Here is a 19,159-nt window from a genome sequence, read left to right as displayed (position 1 = left end):
CGGCGAACACCGCGTGGTCCGGCGGTCTGCGAGACGCGTGCGACGATGGTGAACGAACTCCCGGACTCGGCGTCGTTCGGGTCCGACCGTCCGACGCGGCCGCCTTCGATCCCGCGGCGCGAACCAGCATTTATTACGGTCCCCCGTGTCGGGCGACTTATGGCGCCGACCATCACGCGAATAGAAAGCACGGAGTTCCGGTACCCACTGGAGGACGTGGGCACCGACGGGAACGGGTTCAACCTCTCGTACGAACCGGGAACGACGACGGAGCGGAAACTGTTCGCGATACAGGTCCACACCGACGAGGGCATCACGGGCGAGTACGTCGGGGGGAACTCCCCGGGTGCGGCGCAGATACACACGTTCGCGGACTACCTCGTCGGGAAGAACCCCCTCAAACGCGAACGCCACTGGAGCGAAGTGAAGCGAGCGTTGCGGAAGTACGACCGCATGGGCATCGGCCCCATCGACATCGCCCTGTGGGACTTCGCCGGGAAGTACTACGACGCGCCCATCCACGAACTCCTCGGCACCTACCGCACGCGACTCCCGGCCTACGCCTCCACCTACCACGCCGACGACAACGGCGGGTTAGACTCGCCGGAGGCGTACGCCGACTTCGCCGAGGAGTGTCTGGAGGCGGGCTATCCCGGATTCAAGATTCACGGGTGGGGCGGAAGCGACGAGGCCCGCGACGTGAACCGGGAGGTGGAGACGGTGCGCGCCGTCGGCGAACGCGTCGGCGACGAGATGGACCTGATGTGCGACCCCGCCTGCGAACTGGAGACGTTCGCGGACGCGTTGAAGGTGGGACGGGCCTGCGACGAGTACGACTACCTCTGGTACGAGGACCCCTACCGCGACGGCGGCATCTCCCAGCACTCCCACAAGAAACTCGGCGAGATGATAGAGACGCCCATCCTGCAGACCGAACACGTCCGCGGACTCGAACCGCACACGGACTTCATCGCCAACGGCGCGACGGACTTCGTCCGCGCGGACCCCGAGTACGACGGCGGCATCACGGGCGCGATGAAAATTTCCCGCGTCGCGGAGGGGTTCGGCCTCGACGTGGAGTACCACGCGCCCGGCCCGGCGCAGAGGCACTGCATCGCGGCGACGCGCAACGCGAACTACTACGAACTCGCTCTCGTCCACCCGGAGGCGCAGAACACCCAACCGCCGGTGTACGAGGGCGACTACTCCGACATGTTCGACACCATCGACGACGACGGGACGGTGCCGGTGCCGGACGGCCCCGGACTCGGCGTCGAGTACGACTGGGACTACGTCGAGGAGAACAAGACCGGAAGCGTCCACGTCTACGAGTGATGACCTTCGAGGCGGGAATCATCGGCACGGGCGGAATCGCGGGGATGGGTATCCTCGGCATGCACGACGAGGAACAGATAGGCCGAGAGAAAGTCCGGGCGAGTCACGCCGGCGGGTACGGCGAGGCGGAGGAGATAGAACTCGTCGCCGTCGCCGACGTGGACGAGGGGAAACTCGCGCAGTTCGGCGACGCGTGGGACATCCCCGACGAACGGCGGTACGTCGGCCACGAGGCGATACTCGAAGCCGAGGACCTCGACGTTGTGTCCGTCTGCACGCCGTCGTTCCTCCACCGCGACCACGTCGTGGACGCGGCCCGCTCGGACGCGAACCCCGACGTGATCTGGTGCGAGAAGCCCATCGCCTCCTCCGTCTCGGACGCGGAGGAGATGGTGTCGGCCTGCGCGGAGACGGACACGGAACTCGTCGTCAACCACTCGTTCCGCTTCACCGACAAACTCCGGCGACTCCGCGAGTTGGTCGTCGAGGAGGACATCCTCGGCGACGTTCGCTCCGTCAGCACGCAGTACCGGATGGAGTTGATGCGCAACTCGACGCACGTGTTGGACACTCTCGTTTATCTGCTGGACGCCCGCGCGGACCGCGTGTCGGGGTACGTCACCGGCGAGAACGAGGCGGTCGATTCGCTGGGCGCGGCGGCGGAGGTGGACGACTCCGGCGGCGGCGGCCACGTCGTCACGGACGACGGCACGTTCGTCACCGTCGACTGCACCGTCCCCCGCGACATCTCCTCGATGAGTCTCTCGTTCGTCGGGACCGAGGGGAAACTCTACCTGAACAACGACGACGGCGAGTGGCGCTACTGGGCGTTGGAGGACGGCGACCACGTCGAGCGTCCGCTTCCGGGCATCGACGGCGCGTGGACGTGGGACGAGGACTACCGGAACGCCTTCCCGAACGCCGCGCAACATATCGAGGCGATGCTCCGCGGCGAGGCGGAGAACCCCTCGACGGGCGAGGAGGCGACCCGGTCCTTGGAGATAATCGTCGCCTTCTACGTCTCTCACTACACCGGCGGACAGGTGGATATCCCCCTCGACCGACCGTTGCGGGACGTGGAGATCACGTCGTGGTGAGGGTCTGACCGCGGCGCAGCGCGCGGTTTTTCGAGGCCCGACGCGGTCAGAGGAAGGCGAACGCCCGGACGGGCGACCCGCTCGTCCCGCGGAAGTTCAACGGCGGGAAGAAGAAGTACGCGCGGCGACTCTCCGCGCCCTTCAGCACCCGGTCGAGGTTACGCACCTCCTCGATCGGTATCACACCGTTCTCCAAGAGGGGCAGGTGAGACTCGTCCGCGCCCACGTCGGTGCTCGGGCCGTGGGCGGGAACCTCGTCCACCCACCCGCCGACGCTCGCGCCCTCGGTTCCGACCGCCTTCAGGTCCAACTCGGCGCAGTACTGCGCCGCCTCGGCCGTCAGGTAGGGGAACTCGAACAGGTACTCCTCGGTGAGTCCGTGGTACTCGTCCCACCCCGTGTGCAGCATCAGCACGTCGTCCGCCTCGATTTCGTCCTCGAACGCCTCGATGTCGTCCACCGTGATGGCCTCCTCCGGTTCCTTCGGCGTCAGGTCGATAGCGACGCCCTCGCCCATGAACTTCGAGAGGGGGAAGTCGTCGAGCGACCGCCCTTCGGGGATGAAGTGAAGCGGCGAATCGACGTGCGTTCCGGTGTGGGTCCGCATCTCCGTCCGTTCCATCGTGAACCCGTCGCGGGCCGCCCAGTCGGTCCGTTCGAGGTCGAACGGCGGGAACGTCGGCCAGACGGGCATCCCGTCCGCTATCGGGTTGCTCAGGTCGATAATCTCCTCCGGCGGGAACATACGCGAGGTACGTCTCCCTCCGAAGAGTTAATTGTTAGCACGAGGCGGGAAAGAACCATCCCCGACCGGACGGCTCAGAATATCTGCCACCCGCCGTCCACGTGGAGGAGTTCGCCCGTCACGTAGTCGGCGTCGTCGCTCGCGAGGTAGAGGTACGCGCTCGCCACGTCCTCGGGCGTCCCGGCGCGCCCAAGCGGAACCGGCTTGATCAGGTCGCCGCTCTGGGCCCTCTCGTGGGCCTCCTCGGACCACCCCTCGGTGAACTCGGTGGCGATCTGGCCGGGCGCGACGGCGTTGACGCGGATGCCGTGTTCGGCCAACTCCAAGGCCGCCCCGCGGGTTATCATCCGCACCGCGCCCTTCGAGGAGTCGTACTGCACTTGTTCGAACTGCGCGGTGTTGGAACTGATAGACGCCGTGTTGACGATGACGCCGGGGTCCTCTCTGTCGAGCATGTCGTTGGCGGCGACTTGCGTCCCGAAGTAGACGCCCTTCGCGTTGACGGCGTGTATCGCGTCGAAGTCCTCGGGGTCGAGTTCGAGAATGGATCCGTTCACGATGAGGCCGGCGTTGTTCACCATCACGTCCACGCCGCCGAACTCACGGGCCGCCTCGACCAGCGAACGGAGTTGCTCGCGGTCGGTCACGTCCGTCTCGACGAACGCCGCGGTGCCGCCGTTCTCTTCGATGGCCTCGTGCGTCGGCACGTCGGCGTCCTTCGGTTCGTCGTCCAAGTCGGCGACGATCACGGTCGCGCCCGCGTCGCCGAAGCGCAGGGACACCTCGCGGCCGATGCCGGACGCGCCGCCGGTCACGATTACCGTCTCGTCTGCGAAGTCGGGTCGAATCCGTCCCATGGTTCACGCCGGTATTCACGGAGTTGACGGTTATACGTTTGCCCGGTCGCTCCGACGTTCGCGCGTCCGAACGTTCGCTCTCGCCGTTACTCCGTCGCCTCCAACAGTCCCTTCAGGTAGCCGATCGCGTAGAGGCGGCCGAGCGTCATGTAGCCGGGGTTGGAGTTCTCCTCGCCCGCCATCGTCGGCACGTGGTCCGGACGGACCGGCCCCTCGAAGCCGATGTCGCGGTACGCTTCGATGCAGGCGCGCATGTCCGTCGGGCCGTCGTCGTGCCACGTCTCGACGAACTTCCGGGCGTCGCCCTCCACGTCGCGGAAGTGGACGAAGTTGATTCGGTCGCCGAAGTGCCGGACGGTCTCGGGGACGTCGACGCCCATCGCCGCGAAGTTGCCCTGACAGAACGTGATGCCGTTGTACTCGCTGTCGTACGTCTCCATCACCCGGTCGTAGTTCTCCGGCGAGGTGACGATGCGGTCCACGCCGCGGATGCTGTCGATGGGTGGGTCGTCGGGGTGAAGCGCGAGTTTCACGCCCGCCTCCTCGGCGACGGGGACCACCTCGTTCAGGAAGTGTTCGAGGGCGTCCCACAACCGGTCGGCGTCCACGGGCGCGATTTCTTGGTCGGGCGCGCCCGCCATCAGTTCGTCGTCGTACCCGGTGGTGAGAGAGTCGCCGCGGATGGGGAGGGCGGTGGAGGTGCGCGCCCACCGCTTGCCCGCCATCCAGTCGTAGGCGACGACGGGCACGCCGAGTTCGCCGAGGTTCCGGAGGTACCGTTTGAACCGCGCTATCTCCTCGTCGCGGCCCTCGCGTCCGAGGCGGGTGTCGTCGGAGATGGGGACGCACCCCTCGATGACGCCGAGTTCGAGGCCGTAGTCGCGGAACTCCTGCACGAGTTCGAGGAGTTCGTCGTACCGCCACGGGCGCGACCCGTCGCCTATCTCCAAGGAGTGATACACCGCGGTTTCGACGCCCGTCTGCTTCGCCAGGTCCCATCGCTCGTCACGCTCTGCGGGCAGGATGAGTGCCGGTTCCATACCCCTCTCTCCCGCCGAGCCGCCAAAAAACTACATCCCCGGCGAACGGGCGGAGAAGACGCGCCTCAGGCGTCGAGAACGTCCTCCGCGAACTGGCCGTCCTCGAACTCAACGGGTTCGGCGTCCGAGACCACCCGCAGGTCGTCGCGTTCGCGCGCCTCCGCGAGGAGGGCGGGCGACGCCTCGACGCGTTCGAGCCGCATCGTGTCGCGGATGCGGACGACGCGCGGGTCCTCGAGGCTCTCGACGCCGATGGTCGAGAGGCAAGCGAGGAGTCCGGCGCGGTCCGTCTCGACGGCCGGCGGGAGGTGCGCACTCCGCAACGTACCCGCGGTGACCGTGTTCATCAGCATGTCGTGGAGGTCGGCTTCCTCGAACAGGTCGGCGTGTATCAGGTCGGCGGACCCCGCGCCGGTGGCGTTGCCGTGGGAGGCCGGGGTGAGGCCGCGGACGTAGATGTGCTTTACGTCCGGACGCTCCGGTTCGGGTTCGTTCCCGTACACCCGCCGGCCGATGACGTTCGTGTCCAACCCCGCCCCGGAGATGTCCTTCCCCATCCGGTCCACCACGAGGACGTCCACCTCGTCGAACGGTATCGTCGGCAGGTAGTCGTACGCGAGTTCGAGGAGTTCCGCCTCCCTGTCGAGGAGTTCCGAGGGCGGGACGCCCTCGATTACGGCGGTGTCGTCGTGTTCGTCCTCCACGACGGCGACGCCGCCCGCGACGGGTAACTCCTCGACCAACAGCGAGGCGATTTCGGGGAGCATGTGGCGGAAACTCCAGTCGGCGGCCCACTGGTGGGCCGTCTTCGCGCCGCGTTGTTTCCCCATGCCGATGACGAGCATCTTCGCGAGGCCGGATTCCACCGCGCCCTCGAAGTCCGTGTGGGGCTTCACGCGGTTGACGGGGACGATGGCGTCGGCGGCGGCGGCGTTCGCGTCGGCGTGCACCTCCACCCCCCGGTCCGCCGTCTCCCCGACGACGACGGTGTCCATCGTCGCGCGTATCTCGCACCCGAGGGCGTCTTCGGTCATCCCGAGGGCTTCGAGCATCCCCCGTTGCCCCTCGGCGGTGGCCCCGCCGTGACTCCCCATCGCCGGGAAGACGAACGGGTCGTACCCCCGTTCGCGCAGGCCGTCCACGACGCCGCCGACGACGTCGGGGATGTTGGCGACGCCGCGACTGCCCGCGCCGACGGCCACCTCGCCGCCGTCGGGCACCCCCTCGAACGCCAACGCGCCCGCGGCGTCGGCGGCGCGCCCCCGAATCTCGTCGGTCGGTATCGGGTCCGTCTCCCACACCTGTTCGACGACGCCCATCTCCGGAATCGACGTGTCGCCGCAGGCGGCGAGAACGGGTTCCTCCGGAACGGGCGTCGGCCCCACCCGAGAGCCGTCACTTTGTGGCATGCCATACCAAACCGCTCCGGCGAGCAAAAAATTGACGCCGACTCCGGCGTCACACCGACGCCGACGCGGTTCTACTCGTCCGGCGCGACGAGTTCCACGGGGTGGACGGCGTCGCGGGCGAACAGGTCGCTCATCTGTTCGGCGCAGGAGGTTCCGCTGGCGACGAGCGTTCTGTCGTCGGTGTCGGCGAACTCTTCGCGCAAGTCCTCGCCCACGTCCATCGCCAGTTCGTAGTACTCGCTCTTGTAGCCGAAACTTCCCGCCATGCCGCAGCACTCCGCGTCGGAGGTGAGTACGTCGTAACCCAGTTCGGTGAGGATCGCCTCGGTGTACGCCTCGACGCCGAGCGTTCGCTGTTGGCAGTGGCTGTGGTAGGCGACGGGATTCGTCGGCCCCGAGAGGACGTCTTCGTCCGCGCCGTTTCGGAGGAGTCCGTAGACGTACTCCATCACGTCGTATGCGTTCTCGGCGAGTCGTTCGTGAGCGGCCTCGTCCAGCAGTTTCTCGTACTCGCGGCGGAACGCGGCGAGGTCGGACGGTTCGATTACGACCACGTCGAACCCGGCGTCGAGGTACGGGTCCAACTCGTCGGCGACGGCGCGGGCGTTCTCCGTTGCCGTCGCTATCATCCCCTGCGAGAGGGGGGCGCGCCCGCTCTCCATCGACGCCGAGAGTTCGACGTGTGCGCCGAGGGCCTCCAGCGTTCGGACGGCGGCCTTCCCCCTCTCGACGCGGACGTGGTTCGTGTACGTGTCGGCGTAGAGGACGACCTTCCGGTCGGCGGTGGCGTTCGGCGCGCGCGGCGTCCGCGAATTAAACCAATCGACCAGCGTCTCCCGTTGGAACTCCGGCAAGTCGCGTCGGGCGTCCACGCCGATGAAGCGGTCCATCGCAGTGCGGACCGGGCTGAGGCTCGCAACCGCGTTCGAGAGCGGTGCCGTCGCGGATCCGAGTTTCGCCAGCGTCCCGAAGTTGCCGAAGAAGCGCTTCTGGAGGCTCATCCCGCCGGGTTCCTCGTCGGGCGTGAGGCCCTCGACGAGAAAGTCGAACTGGGAGGGGTCGGCCCCCTGATTTCGCCTGTCGCGGACGACGGTGTTTATCCACGGCACGTCTATCTTCACCGGGCAGGCGTCCACGCACCGGGTGCATCCGGTGCAGAGGTCGTTGAAGTCGTCGGCGCTGTCGATGCCGTGGACGCCCGTCTCCCACCCGGTGGCGATGCCGCCGGTGTACGTCTCCCCGCCGAAGGCGTGGCCGCCGACGTGCTGGAAGTTCGCGCAGGAGTTCGCGCAGGCACCGCACCGGATGCAGTAGAGCGTCTCCCTGAGGTGTTCGTCCTCGCGCATCTCCGTGCGCCCGTTGTCCACGAGGACGAGGTGGAAGTCGCGTTCGTCGGCGCTTCCGAGGGGTTCGTCCGGGGCGTCGAAGTCGATCGTCGGCGACGCCACGGGCGGCGTCAGCATCGTGACGTACTGCGCGATGGGCTGGCCCGTCGCCGCCTTCGCGATGAGTTCGATAAAGGGCTGTAACTCCTCTGCGCCCGGAATCAGTTTCTCGACGCCCGCGACGGCGACGTGGGTGTCGGGGGTGACAGCCGACTTGCGGGCGTTGCCCTCGTTCGTCACGAGAGCGATGGTGCCGGACTCGGCGAGGACGAAGTTCGCGCCGGTCATCCCCACGTCGGCGTCGCGGATTCGCTCCCCGAGGTAGTCGCGGGCGAACTCGGTGAGTTCCTGGGCCGTCTCGAACGGTTCCTCGGGGTCGAACGCCTCGTTGAACAGGCGGGCCACGTCCGCCTTCGACTTGTGGAGCGAGGGGCCGACCAGGTGAGAGGGCGCTTCCTCGGCCACCTGCAGGACGAACTCGCCGAGGTCGGTCTCCCAGACGTCCGTCCCGCGCGCCCGGAGGTGTTCGTTCACGTCCAACTCCTCGGTGGTCATCGACTTGCTCTTGACCACCGTCTCGGCGCCCTCCTCCTCGACGACGTTCGCGATGTACTCGTTCGCGTCCGCGGCGTCCTCGGCGACGTACACCGTCCCGCCGTTCGCCTCGACGCTCTCGCGGACTTGCTCGACCAGTTCCGGCAGGCGTTCGATGGCGTCCTCCTTGATTTCTCGCGCCTCCGTCCGCAGGTCCTCGTACTCGTCGAACTCGGCGGTCACCGCGTAGCGGTCCTCGTTGAACACGGTGGTGTTCGCCTGGATGGCGTCGCCCTCCGTCTCCAGCAAGTGGCGAATCTGCTCGGCCTTCCGCCGACGCTCTCGCCGCGCGCTCATAGCCCCTCCACGAGAATCACGCGGACGGTGCGCGGCCCGTGGACGCCCTCGACCAACGCGCCCATGTCGCCGGTGGAACTGACGCCCGTGGCGAACACCGCCGACCCTCCGCCGTCGAACCGGTCGGCGAGGTAGGGGACGGTCGATTCGACGTCCGCCTCCACGTCACTCTCGCGGACGACGCCGACGTGCGTCGGCGGGTAGAGCGACACGAGTTCGTTCCCGGCGGCGTTCGACTCCACGACCAGCGTTCCGTACTCCGCGACGGCGCGCCCGACGGGCGTGACGCCCGTCTCCGCCTCCCGGATTCGCCGGGGCGTGAGGTCCGTCTCGACCGGCGTCTCGGCCAAGGAGACGCCGTCGAACCCGAGGGGCGTCCCGACGGCGGGTTCGTCCACCGCGTCAGCGAGAGCGTCCGCGACCCCGTCAGGGTCGGTGCGGGTGAGCGTCACATCCAACTCCGCGAGCGACGACTCGAACGTCGATACCGCGTCGATAGACATAGTACGCTCTTCCGCCACTACCGTGTTAACACTTACTACGGTACGTGTGAGCCAACTGCGACGTCGCGCGCCCTCACCGGCCGTTCGCCCGGCGGTTCTCCACCGCCGTCGCCGCCACGCGGACGGCGTCCACCATGCTCTCTTCGCTCGCGACGCCCTCGCCCGCGATGTCGAACGCGGTTCCGTGGTCCACGCTCGTGCGGACGATGGGGAGTCCGACGGTCATGTTGACGCCGCTGACGCCGCCGGACCCGTCGAAGCCGAGCATCTTCAGCGGGATGTGCCCTTGGTCGTGGTACATCGAGACGACGCAGTCGAAGTCGCCCCGCGCCGCGCGGACGTAGACCGTATCGGGCGAGAGGGGGCCGTCGGCGTCGATGCCCTCCTCGCGGGCGCGTTCGACCGCCGGGGCTATCTCCGCGTCGTCCTCGTCGCCGAGGAGTCCGCCGTCTCCGGCGTGGGGGTTCAACCCCGCGACGGCGACCCGCGGCGACTCGACGCCGAGTTCGCGGAGGGCGTCGTCGGTCACCCGTATCGTGTCGAGGACGTTCTCCGTCGTCACGAGGTCGCAGGCCTCCCTGAGGGGGACGTGCGTGCTCACGTGCGTCACGCGCAGGTCCTCCTCGATGAGCATCATCGAGTAGTTCTCCGTGTCGGTTCGCTCCGCGAGGAGGCCCGTGTGTCCCGCGTGGTCGCTCCCGGCCATCCGCGTCGCCTGCTTGTTGATGGGGGCGGTGGCGATGGCGTCCACCTCGCCAGCGACGGCGAGTTCGATGGCGCGTTCGACGTACGCCAGACTCGCCTCGCCGTACTCCGCGCGCAACTCGCCGTAGGCGAGTTCGTCCACGTTGTCCACGTCCAAGACGGACAGCGTCGAGGGGTCGTCGCTCGCCTCTGCCGCGGAATCGACCGTGCGCACGTCGAGCGAGCCGCCGCACGCCTCGACGGCCGCCCGCACCGCGTCCGCGTCGCCGACGACGACGAGACGCGCGAACTCCGTCGCGGCGGGGTACGCCTTCGCGGCGACTTCCGCGCCGACGCCCGCCGGGTCGCCCATCGTCACGGCGACGAGCGGTTTACTCGAAGTCATCACGTCCCCCGAGACGGGCGGCGCACTTACGTATTGCCCCGGGCGTGCCGAACGCGCCCGCCTTCGTCACTACGGGCGTCCCGTCGGCTCCCCCGCCGGCGACGCGGCCGAGCGGTATCCCTTCCTCGACGGACTCCCCGGCGAGGAGGACGCCCGCCGCGTCCAACGCGTCGAACGCGTCGGCGGCGACTGCGCCGCCCGTGACGAACAGCGACTCCGGCGGGTCGCCGCCGCGGCCGCTCTCACCCCGACCGTCCCACAGTCGCGCCACCGCCCCGGCCAACGACTCGCTGACGCGGGCGCGCACCGCGGCTTCGTCGGTGCCGAGTCGTCGCCCCGCCTCGACGGCGCGGGCCGGTGCGTCGGCGTCCGGGGCGGAGACGAGTGCGGCGAGGCCCGAACGCGACAGGCGGTCGGCACACGCCGCCGCGGCGTTCTCGCTCGCAGCTTCGGGGGACTCCACCGCCGCCTCCAAATCGAGGGGGACGACCGCCGAGTCGGGCAGCGCGCGGACCTGTTCCAGCGTCGCCGGGTTCGTGCTTCCGACGACGCAGAGGACGCTCCGCTCCCGCCTCGGAACCGGCGGCGGGCCGTCGCCGGCGGGCGGCGGCGTCTCGACGTACCGGGCGAGGCCCGCACTTCCGACGTAGAGGACGGCGCAGTCCGCCCGCGCCGCCCCCGCCGCTATCGCTTCGAGGTGGCGTTCGTGCGACGCGTCGGCGACGACGACCGTTCGGCCCTCCCGCGCCGCCGCGTCGAGTTCGTCGGCAACGGCCGCCGCCCCCGCGGCGACGCGGTTCACCGGCAGTCGGACGACGGGGAAGGTGGACGACGCGAACCGCGCGGGGAGGTGCGACGTCTCGACGGGTTTCTCCGGGTCGTTCCCCGCGTCCGTCTCCGCGACGGGGACGCCGTCGACGAGGTGGTACCCCTCGACGGTCGTGCGACCGTTCCGCGGCGACGCCGGGGCGACGAGGGCGACGTCCGCGCCGGTCGCTCCGAGGGCGGCGTCCACCTCGGCGACGAGGTTCCCCCTGAGCGTCGAATCGACCTTCTTGTAGACGAACGCGTGTCCGCCGTCGCCCACCGCGCGTTCGACCCTCGCGGCGGCGTCCGACGGGTCGGCGTACCGGGAGTCCGTGTCCACGACGCGAACGTCCGGCCGGGCGCCCGCGTCGGTCGATGCCCCTCGCGCGGAGACGAGCGTTCGGCGGCCGCGGGCGGCGAACTCGTGGCCGGTGTCGGTCGCCCCGGTCAGGTCGTCCGCGACGACGAGTCCCGAAGGCTGCATGCGACGGCGTTCCGAGAGCAGTCGTAAAAACCTACCCCGGAAACGAAACGGAGCGGTGTTCGGCCGAAAGCCGGTCCATTTCTCCGGTAGATTTACAAATCCGCGTTTCCAGTGGTTTGGCATGGTAGACCATGACAGTAATATATCAACTATGGGGAGAAGAGCGTATATAAAAGGGGCGTCGGTAGCCGCACTCGGAGGGTTGGCCGGGTGCGCCGGCGGCGGCGGTGACGGGAGTTCCGGGGGCGACGGTACCGGCACCGGGGGCGGCGACGGTTCCTCGTACGACCAAGTGTTCGCGACGGCCCCGACGCTGGAGAACGACTACTGGGGGGCGTTCGCCGAGGGGTACAAGACGGCGGCGAACGCGTGGAGCCTCAACCACGACATCCAGGCCAACGGCGCGAGTACGTCGGACATGCTCTCGCAGTTCGACTCGGCGGTGACGGGCGGCGCGGACGCCGTCGTCGGCACCGCGAGCAAGGACTCCGGCGTCCCGTCGTTGGCCGACGCCGCCGGCCAGGCGGGCGTTCCGTTCGTGGAGATGTGGGCGATGGGGAAGTGGTACACGCCCCTCGACGCGGGCGAACACTTCGTCCAGTACAACATCCCCGAACCCGTGCGGACGGGAGCGTTGACCGCCCGCATCCTCTTCGAGGCCATGGGGGGGAAGGGCAACTTCGTCCACGTGACGGGCCTGAAGGGCACCGTCGGCGCGAACGGCCGCAACATGGGCGTCGAGGAGGCGATGAAGGACTACCCGAACATCAAGCGCCTCGGCGACCCCCTCCCCGGCGACTGGAACCGCCAGAAGTCGCGTGAGTCGATGCAGAGCTTCGTCTCCCGGTTCGGCGACAAGATAGACGGCGTCTACGCGCAGAACGACACCGAAGCGCAGGGGGTGTTGACCGTCTGCCAGGAGAACAACCTGAACGTCCCCATCGTGGGGTACGACGGCATCCAAGAGACGGTGGAGGCGATTCAGAACCCGCCGGAGAACGGTCCCCGCATCGTCGCCACGTTCACCTCGCACCCGCCGTGGCAGGCGGGGTGGGCGCTGGCGAAGACGTACGACTGGCACAACGGGTGGCGGCCGAAGACGCCCGAACGGATGATGTTCTCCGGCGGATCGCTCGTCGTCAAAGAGCCCTCAAAGTGGAAAGACAAGATAGACCACGACCGCTTCCTGAAACCGCAACCGTACCTCGACGCCGTGTTCGGGTCCGAGGACCCGCCCTACGACTGGAAGAAGATGTCCGTCGTCGAGTCCGGCGAGGACGCGTTCGACCCACAGAACAAGCTCGTCCCCATCCGCAAGAGCGACTTCTACCAGTTGCTCTGGACGGAGGACAACAAACCGAGCGGGTACTCCCTGCCCGAGGAGTACAACCAGTCGAAGCCCTTCGACGAGGTAGAGCAGACGTACGCCGACCGGTGGTCGGACCCGTACGCGTGAGACTCCCCGCGGGAACTCCCACTATCACACCATAGATGTCCTCCAACAAACAACGAAACGAACCCCCCTCGACCGCCGCGACGGACGCGCGCGGCGAGGAGTTGTTCCGCATCGACGGCGTCTCCAAGTCGTTCCGTCACGTGGACGCGCTAGACGACGTCTCCCTGACCGTCGGCACCGGCGAGGTGGTCGGCCTCGTCGGCGAGAACGGCGCGGGAAAGAGCACGCTGTTGAAGATTCTCACCGGCATCCACCGCCCCGACGAGGGGCGACTCTACCTCGACGGCGAGGAGACGACGGTTTCGGACCCGAGCGACGCCGCCGGCAAGGGCATCTCGCTCGTCCATCAGGAACAGGACGTCATCGAGAACCTCACCGGCTACGAGAACATGTACCTCGGGATGTTCGACCGGTTCACCACCGGCGGCGTCCTCGACAGGCGGGCGATGCGCGAGGCCGGCCGAGGCGTCATCGACGATCTCGGCATCGACCTCGACCTGACCGACACCGTCGCCCACTACGACTTCAACGAGCGTCAGATGCTGGAGATAGCCAAGGCGTTCAGTTACCTCGGCGACGTCGAGCGACCGATAATCCTCCTCGACGAACCGACCGCCGGACTCGAAGAGGAGGGTCGCGACCTGCTGTTCGACCAGATAGCGCGCCTCCGCGAGACGGCCTCGTTCGTGTTCGTCTCCCACGAACTCGACGAAGTGCTCGACGTCTGCGACCGCGTGTACGTCCTCAAAGACGGCGTCGTCGTGGACGAACTCCCCGCGGAGGGGACCACCGAGGACGAACTCCAGCGAGCGATGGTCGGCCGCGACGTCTCCGAGGAGTACTACCACGTCTCCGCCCAACGGACGGTCGCGGGGGAGGACGTGACCCTCTCGGCTGACGAACTCGCGACGGACGACGGTCTCGACGGCGTCTCCTTCGAGTTGCGGCGGGGGGAAATCCTCGGCGTGGTCGGCGTGGACGGGTCGGGGAAGGCCCGACTCGGCCGGATTCTCGGCGGCGCGAGCACCCCCGACTCGGGGTCCGTCGCCGTCGACGGCGACCGAATCGAGAACCCCACCGTCTCGGAGATGGTCGAGTCGGGCGTCGGCTACGTCCCGAAGGAGCGGAAATCGGAGGGGTTGCTCCTGTACCAACCGCTCCGGTTCAACGTGTCGCTCCCGAGCATCGGCCTGCCGTCGATGCGCGACGACGTCCCGGTGGTCGGCCGGTCGCTCCCCCTCGTCGACTTCGAACGCGAGGAGGAACTGGCCGACCGGGCGGTCGAGAGGCTGAACATCAAGACGCCCGGCACCGGCGAGTTGGTCGAACGGCTGAGCGGCGGCAACCAGCAGAAGGTCGTCCTCGCGAAGTGGTTGATGCGCGACGCGTCGGTCCTCGTCCTCGACAACGTGACCCGCGGCATCGACGTCGGCGCGAAGGAGGAGGTGTACCGCCTCTGCCGGGAGTTGGCCGACGAGGGCGTCTCCATGCTGTTCATCGGCGACGAACTGCCGGAGGTCATCGGGATGGCCAACCGCATCCTCGTGATGAAAGACGGACGCATCGCTGACGTCGTCGAGGCTCCGCCCGGCGACAAACCGACCGAAGAGGAAGTCATACAGGAGATGATCTAACGATGTCAACATCCATCGGCGACGGCGCACGGGAGAAGTTCGAACAGTTACGCGAGAGACGGGACCTCCGCGATTGGTTGGTGGACCTCGGCCCCTTCGCGATGTTGTTCATCCTCGTCGCGTTGTTCTCGTTCACCAGCGACGTGTTCGCGACGTACGGCAACTTCATGGGCATCCTGAAGAACAGCATGATCCTGCTGCTCGTCGCCCTCGCGGGGACGTTCCCGATTCTCCAACAGAGCATCGACCTCTCGGTGGCCGCGTTGGTCGGTCTCACCGGCGTCGTCACCGCCATGCTGGTCAATCAGATCGGCATCCTGGCGATTCCGGTCGGCATCCTCGTCGGCGTGGCGGCGGGGACGGCCAACGGCGTCATCTTCGCCAAACTGAAACTGCCCTCGTTCCTCGTGACGCTCGGAACGCTCTCCATCGCGCAGGGGTCGGCGCTGCTTCTGACCGACGGGTCGTCCATCCCGTTCCGGAACGAACAGGCCCAGTGGATAGCGACCGGCGAACTGATCCCGACGGTTCCGAACCTCGTCCTCTGGGGACTGCTCATCTACGCGGTGACCTCCTTCATCGCGTGGAAGACGTCGTTCGGCCGCTACACATACGCGCTGGGGGAATCCGAGAAAGTCGCAGACCTCTCGGGGGTGAAGGTGGACCGCTACAAGATCGGCGTGTTCGTCCTCTCGGGACTGCTCTGCGGCATCGCCGGGGCGTTGCTCGCCGCCCGCATCTCCTCCGGGCAGGCGACGATGGGCGACGGCTTCCTCCTCCCCAGCATCGCCGCCATCGTGATGGGCGGCACCGCGTTGACCGGCGGCGTCGGCGGCCCCCACCGCACCATCATCGGCGTGATGGTCATCCAGGTCCTCCAGAACGGACTCGACCTCAACGGAATCGGGTCGTTCGTCCAGGAGATAATCCTCGGCTTCGTCGTCATCGGCGCGGTGTGGATGTCGCTTGACCGCGACAAGATAGACGTGGTGAAGTGACGGACGGCGCTACGCTCCCTCTCCTCGCCACGACGAACTACGCTTTCGGTCGAACGAGGAGGCGAACCTGCGACCCGTCTCGGCCCGCGTACGGTATCGGCGTGCAGATGACGTCGTACTGCCCGGGTTCGACCGCTTCGAGGTTCGCCACGCCCTCGACGATGCGGACGCCCGCCGGTAAGAGGGTCCGGTGGACGACGTGTTCCGCTATCGTCGCGCCGGGCGCGTCCACGCCGAGGGCGTCCGTCGCCACGCAGGCCACCTCGCGTTCGACGAGGAACTCGGCGGCGTCGCGCGACGGATACGGGTACTCGCGGACGTACTCGTCCGTCGGCCGCGGCGGGTTGCCGAAGTCGAGGATTACGAAGTCGCCCGCCCGCACGCCGCGCCGGTCGGCCTCGGATTCCAGCGCTTCCCGCCCGAGTTCGGCGCCGGGCGGCAGGTCGGTGAAGTCCAACACGATGCCCTCGGTCACCATCTCCTCGGGCGTCACCTCGTCGATGGTCCGTGCCTCGTCGGCCGGGAGGAAGTGCGTCGGCGCGTCCATGTGCGTCCCGCAGTGCGCGTCGAGGTGGAGTCTCGTCCCGTTGTACCCGTCCGCCTCGACGTCGGCGTACGATTCGAACTCCGGCGCCGGACGGTTCGGCGGGCGGGTCGGACAGTCCGGACCGAGCGACTGTGTCAAGTCTACCCAATCGGCCATGTCTCCCGTTTTCGCGTCGCGAACTAATAGGTTGGCGCTCGCCACCGAAGCCGTGCGGTAGTGCGTGTCGCACCGGCGAAAAGACTAACACGCTCGTCATCGACACTCGTTCCCATGGGTCATACGTTTAGCGGCTACCGCAGGCCGGACGGCCAGGTGGGCGTCCGCAACCACGTCGCCGTCGTCCCCACATCGGTCGCCGCCTCCGCCGTCGCGTCGGCGGTCGCCGAGGAGGCCGGCGCGTGGGCGCGGGCGACGCCCCACCAACTCGGAACCAGCCAACCGGACCCGGCGAGGCGACAGACCGAGCGAGTGTTGACCGGCGTCGGGCGGAACCCGAACGTGGGTGCGGCCCTCGTCGTCGAACTCGGCACCGAGGACATCGACGCCGACGATATCGCCGACGGAATCGCCGCCGGCGGGAGGGCCGTCGAGACGCTCACGATACGCGAGGCCGGTGGCACCGAGGCCGCCCTCTCGGAGGGCGCGGACCGCCTCGAACGCCTCAACGGAGAGGCGCAACGGGCCAGGCGCGAGGAGGCCGACGTCTCCGAACTCGTCTTCGGCGTCGAGTGCGGCGGGAGCGACGCGACCAGCGGAATCGCGGCCAACCCGGCTGTCGGCGCGGCCTGCGACCGCCTCGTCGAGGCGGGCGGCACCGCCTGCTTCAGCGAGACGCCGGAGTTCATCGGCGCGGAACACATCCTCGCGGACCGGTGCGTAGACGAGGAGACGCGGGAACGTCTCCTCGAACGGGTCGAGGCCCGCGAGGGGATGGCCGAACTGATGGGCGTGGACCTCCGCGGCGCGCAACCGACGCCCGGCAACCAGGAGGGCGGCCTCACCACCATCGAAGAGAAGAGCCTCGGCGCCATCTCGAAGGGCGGGACGACGCCCGTCCGCGGCATCGTGGACTACGCCGAGGACCTGCCCGTCGGCGGCGGACTCGTCCTCATGGACACGCCCGGATACGACGTGGAGAGCGTCGTCGGCAAGGTGGCCGGCGGCGCGCAGGTGATAGCGTTCACCACCGGGCGCGGCAGCACCACCGGCAACCCCATCGCGCCGGTCATCAAGGTGACCGGCAACCCGAAGACGTGGGAGAAGATGTCGAACAACGTCGACGTCAACGCCGGGACGGTGTTCGACGGCGAGTCCGTCGAGTCGGTCGGCGAACGCGTCTTCGAGACGCTCGTGGACGTCGCGGACGGCCGGCGCACCGAGTCCGAGCACCGGCGCTTAGAGGAGTTCGCCATCAACGAGATTCAACCGCAGGAACTCGACGCGGAGGCGGGCGCATGAAGGGCCGCGTTCTCGACGACGCCCTCCTCCTTCTAAGCGACGCCGACAACGTCGGAACGGCGGTGGACGACCTCTCGGCTGGAACCGAAATCGAGTGCGACGGTCGGACCGTCACCCTCCCGGAGGACGTTCCCTTCGGTCACAAGGTGGCGTTGGAGTCGTTCGCCGTCGGCGACGAGGTGCGGAAGTACGGCGAAGTCATCGGCGCGGCGACGCGCGCCGTCGGGCCGGGCGAGTGGGTCCACACGCACAACTGCGAGAGCACCCGCGGCCGCGGCGACCGCGCGGCCGCCGGGGGTGAGGCGGCGTGAGCGTCCCCTCCGTCACCGGGCGGACGTTCGAGGGCGTCCCTCGGCGGGACGGCGGCGTCGGCGTCCGCGACAACGTCCTCGTCCTCCCGTCGGTCATCTGCTCGCACATCGTCGCCGACCGCATCGCCGCGCGCGTTGACCACGCCGTCTCGACGCCGCACGATCACGGCTGCGCCCAACTCGGGGCCGACAACGAACAGACGCGGCGGACGTTCCTCTCTCTGGCGCAGAACCCGAACGTTGCGGGCACCCTCGTCGTCGGACTCGGGTGCGAGGAGGTCCAGAGCGACGACGTGGCGGGTGCGCTCCGGTCGCGGGACGTCCCGGTGCGAGAACTGTCGATACAGGGCGTCGGCGGCACCGACGAGTGCGTCGAACGGGGCGTCGAGGCGGCGTCCGAACTCGTCGAATCGCGCTCCGTGGACCGCTCCGACGCCACCATCGGGGACCTGACGCTCGGCGTCGTCTCCACCGACCTCGACACCTCGACGGTGGACGTGGCGGACCCCCTCGTGGGCGACGTGGCCCGCGCCGTCGTCGCCGCCGGGGGTCGAGTCGTCGTCGCCGGCAACGAACGCGTCCTCGCCCACCCGGACGACGCGCGCGAGATGACCGAGGAGTCGGCCCGCGACTCGGTGGACGAACTCCTCGCCCGACACGAGGGCATTCCGCCGCGCGCGACGCGAGTCGGTCGGTTCGCCCGCAAGCGGTCGTTCGACGAGGTGACTCGCTCGTGGGGAGAACGCGACGTCTCGGAGGTGCTCTCGTACGGCGAACGCGCGAGCATCTCGGAGGGTCTCGCCCTCGTGGACGCGCCGTCGCGGTTCGCGGAGGCGACGACGGCCCTCGCCGCCGCCGGCGCGAACGTCGTCGTCCACGTCACCGGCGACGGCATCCTCGCCGGCCACCCCCTCGTCCCGGTGGTGAAGGTGACCGGCGACCCGGGCACGGCGGCGGCGCTTCCGGACGACATCGACGTGGAGGCGACGAACGCCGACGCCGACGACCTACTGGAGACACTGGTCGCCGTGGCGAACGGCGACCCCTGCTGCGCGGAGCGACACGGCCTCACGGAGTTCGCCATCACGCGCGTCGGACCCTCGATGTGAGTC

Annotated in this window: 17 protein-coding genes; 8 read left to right on the top strand and 9 right to left on the bottom strand. The window is 68.4% G+C overall.

What is annotated here, in order from left to right; all coding sequences use genetic code 11:
• Positions 1-159 precede the first annotated feature (159 nt).
• Positions 160-1,335 carry an enolase C-terminal domain-like protein gene (locus tag ACFQEV_RS01655; protein WP_379692167.1) on the top strand — a complete coding sequence of 392 codons (1,176 nt, stop codon included), beginning with the start codon at positions 160-162 and terminating at the stop codon, positions 1,333-1,335.
• Complete coding sequence (locus ACFQEV_RS01650; RefSeq protein ID WP_379692166.1) at positions 1,335-2,432, top strand: Gfo/Idh/MocA family protein; 1,098 nt, start codon at positions 1,335-1,337, stop codon at positions 2,430-2,432. Before ACFQEV_RS01655 ends, ACFQEV_RS01650 begins: the two co-directional genes overlap by 1 nt.
• A gap of 46 nt (positions 2,433-2,478) precedes the next feature.
• Here ACFQEV_RS01650 and ACFQEV_RS01645 read toward each other — a convergent pair whose 3' ends face one another.
• The 8 genes from ACFQEV_RS01645 to ACFQEV_RS01610 form a co-directional block, all read right to left on the bottom strand.
• Complete coding sequence (locus ACFQEV_RS01645; RefSeq protein WP_379692164.1) at positions 2,479-3,177, bottom strand: cyclase family protein; 699 nt, start codon at positions 3,175-3,177, stop codon at positions 2,479-2,481.
• 74 nt (positions 3,178-3,251) lie between these two features.
• On the bottom strand, positions 3,252-4,034 hold the full coding sequence (locus tag ACFQEV_RS01640; RefSeq protein ID WP_379692163.1) for an SDR family NAD(P)-dependent oxidoreductase: 783 nt from the start codon (positions 4,032-4,034) through the stop codon (positions 3,252-3,254).
• A gap of 86 nt (positions 4,035-4,120) precedes the next feature.
• Positions 4,121-5,074, bottom strand: coding sequence for a mannonate dehydratase (locus ACFQEV_RS01635; RefSeq protein WP_379692162.1), 954 nt, complete (start codon positions 5,072-5,074; stop codon positions 4,121-4,123).
• A 65-nt stretch (positions 5,075-5,139) separates the two neighbouring features.
• A complete protein-coding gene (locus ACFQEV_RS01630; RefSeq protein ID WP_379692161.1) occupies positions 5,140-6,483 on the bottom strand; it encodes a nickel pincer cofactor-dependent isomerase, group 22 in 1,344 nt (447 codons plus the stop codon).
• Positions 6,484-6,554: 71 nt separating this feature from the next.
• A complete protein-coding gene (locus ACFQEV_RS01625) occupies positions 6,555-8,759 on the bottom strand; it encodes an LUD domain-containing protein (RefSeq protein WP_379692160.1) in 2,205 nt (734 codons plus the stop codon).
• A complete protein-coding gene (locus tag ACFQEV_RS01620; RefSeq protein WP_379692159.1) occupies positions 8,756-9,262 on the bottom strand; it encodes an LUD domain-containing protein in 507 nt (168 codons plus the stop codon). The genes ACFQEV_RS01625 and ACFQEV_RS01620 overlap by 4 nt, the downstream gene beginning before the upstream one ends.
• A gap of 73 nt (positions 9,263-9,335) precedes the next feature.
• Complete coding sequence (gene pdxA, locus ACFQEV_RS01615) at positions 9,336-10,355, bottom strand: 4-hydroxythreonine-4-phosphate dehydrogenase PdxA (RefSeq protein WP_379692158.1); 1,020 nt, start codon at positions 10,353-10,355, stop codon at positions 9,336-9,338.
• Positions 10,339-11,643, bottom strand: coding sequence for a four-carbon acid sugar kinase family protein (locus ACFQEV_RS01610; RefSeq protein ID WP_379692157.1), 1,305 nt, complete (start codon positions 11,641-11,643; stop codon positions 10,339-10,341). Before ACFQEV_RS01610 ends, pdxA begins: the two co-directional genes overlap by 17 nt.
• A 202-nt stretch (positions 11,644-11,845) precedes the next feature.
• On the opposite strand from ACFQEV_RS01610, the gene ACFQEV_RS01605 reads away from it, so the two are divergent.
• The 3 genes from ACFQEV_RS01605 to ACFQEV_RS01595 all read left to right on the top strand — a co-directional run bounded on the left by ACFQEV_RS01605 (position 11,846) and on the right by ACFQEV_RS01595 (position 15,731).
• Complete coding sequence (locus ACFQEV_RS01605; protein ID WP_379692156.1) at positions 11,846-13,099, top strand: sugar ABC transporter substrate-binding protein; 1,254 nt, start codon at positions 11,846-11,848, stop codon at positions 13,097-13,099.
• Between the two features lie 35 nt (positions 13,100-13,134).
• Positions 13,135-14,733 (top strand): sugar ABC transporter ATP-binding protein, encoded by a 1,599-nt coding sequence (locus ACFQEV_RS01600; protein ID WP_379692155.1) that lies wholly within the window; start codon positions 13,135-13,137, stop codon positions 14,731-14,733.
• Between the two features lie 101 nt (positions 14,734-14,834).
• A complete protein-coding gene (locus ACFQEV_RS01595; protein ID WP_379692209.1) occupies positions 14,835-15,731 on the top strand; it encodes an ABC transporter permease in 897 nt (298 codons plus the stop codon).
• A gap of 37 nt (positions 15,732-15,768) precedes the next feature.
• On the opposite strand, the gene ACFQEV_RS01590 is transcribed toward ACFQEV_RS01595, so the two are convergent.
• Positions 15,769-16,434 carry a cyclase family protein gene (locus ACFQEV_RS01590; RefSeq protein ID WP_379692153.1) on the bottom strand — a complete coding sequence of 222 codons (666 nt, stop codon included), beginning with the start codon at positions 16,432-16,434 and terminating at the stop codon, positions 15,769-15,771.
• Positions 16,435-16,548: 114 nt separating this feature from the next.
• Here ACFQEV_RS01590 and ACFQEV_RS01585 point away from each other — a divergent pair, with 114 nt between their 5' ends.
• Genes ACFQEV_RS01585 through ACFQEV_RS01575 form a run of 3 tightly spaced genes read left to right on the top strand, consistent with a single transcriptional unit; the run spans position 16,549 to position 19,156 of the window.
• Complete coding sequence (locus tag ACFQEV_RS01585) at positions 16,549-17,736, top strand: UxaA family hydrolase (RefSeq protein ID WP_379692152.1); 1,188 nt, start codon at positions 16,549-16,551, stop codon at positions 17,734-17,736.
• Positions 17,733-18,047 (top strand): UxaA family hydrolase, encoded by a 315-nt coding sequence (locus ACFQEV_RS01580; protein WP_379692151.1) that lies wholly within the window; start codon positions 17,733-17,735, stop codon positions 18,045-18,047. The genes ACFQEV_RS01585 and ACFQEV_RS01580 overlap by 4 nt, the downstream gene beginning before the upstream one ends.
• Positions 18,044-19,156: a UxaA family hydrolase gene (locus tag ACFQEV_RS01575; protein ID WP_379692150.1), complete on the top strand. Its 1,113-nt coding sequence runs from the start codon at positions 18,044-18,046 to the stop codon at positions 19,154-19,156. The genes ACFQEV_RS01580 and ACFQEV_RS01575 overlap by 4 nt, the downstream gene beginning before the upstream one ends.
• Positions 19,157-19,159 lie beyond the last annotated feature (3 nt).

Origin of the sequence: Halopelagius fulvigenes (assembly GCF_042662625.1) — an archaeon.
Classification (GTDB): domain Archaea; phylum Halobacteriota; class Halobacteria; order Halobacteriales; family Haloferacaceae; genus Halopelagius; species Halopelagius fulvigenes.
This window is presented reverse-complemented; position numbering and strand designations above follow the sequence as displayed.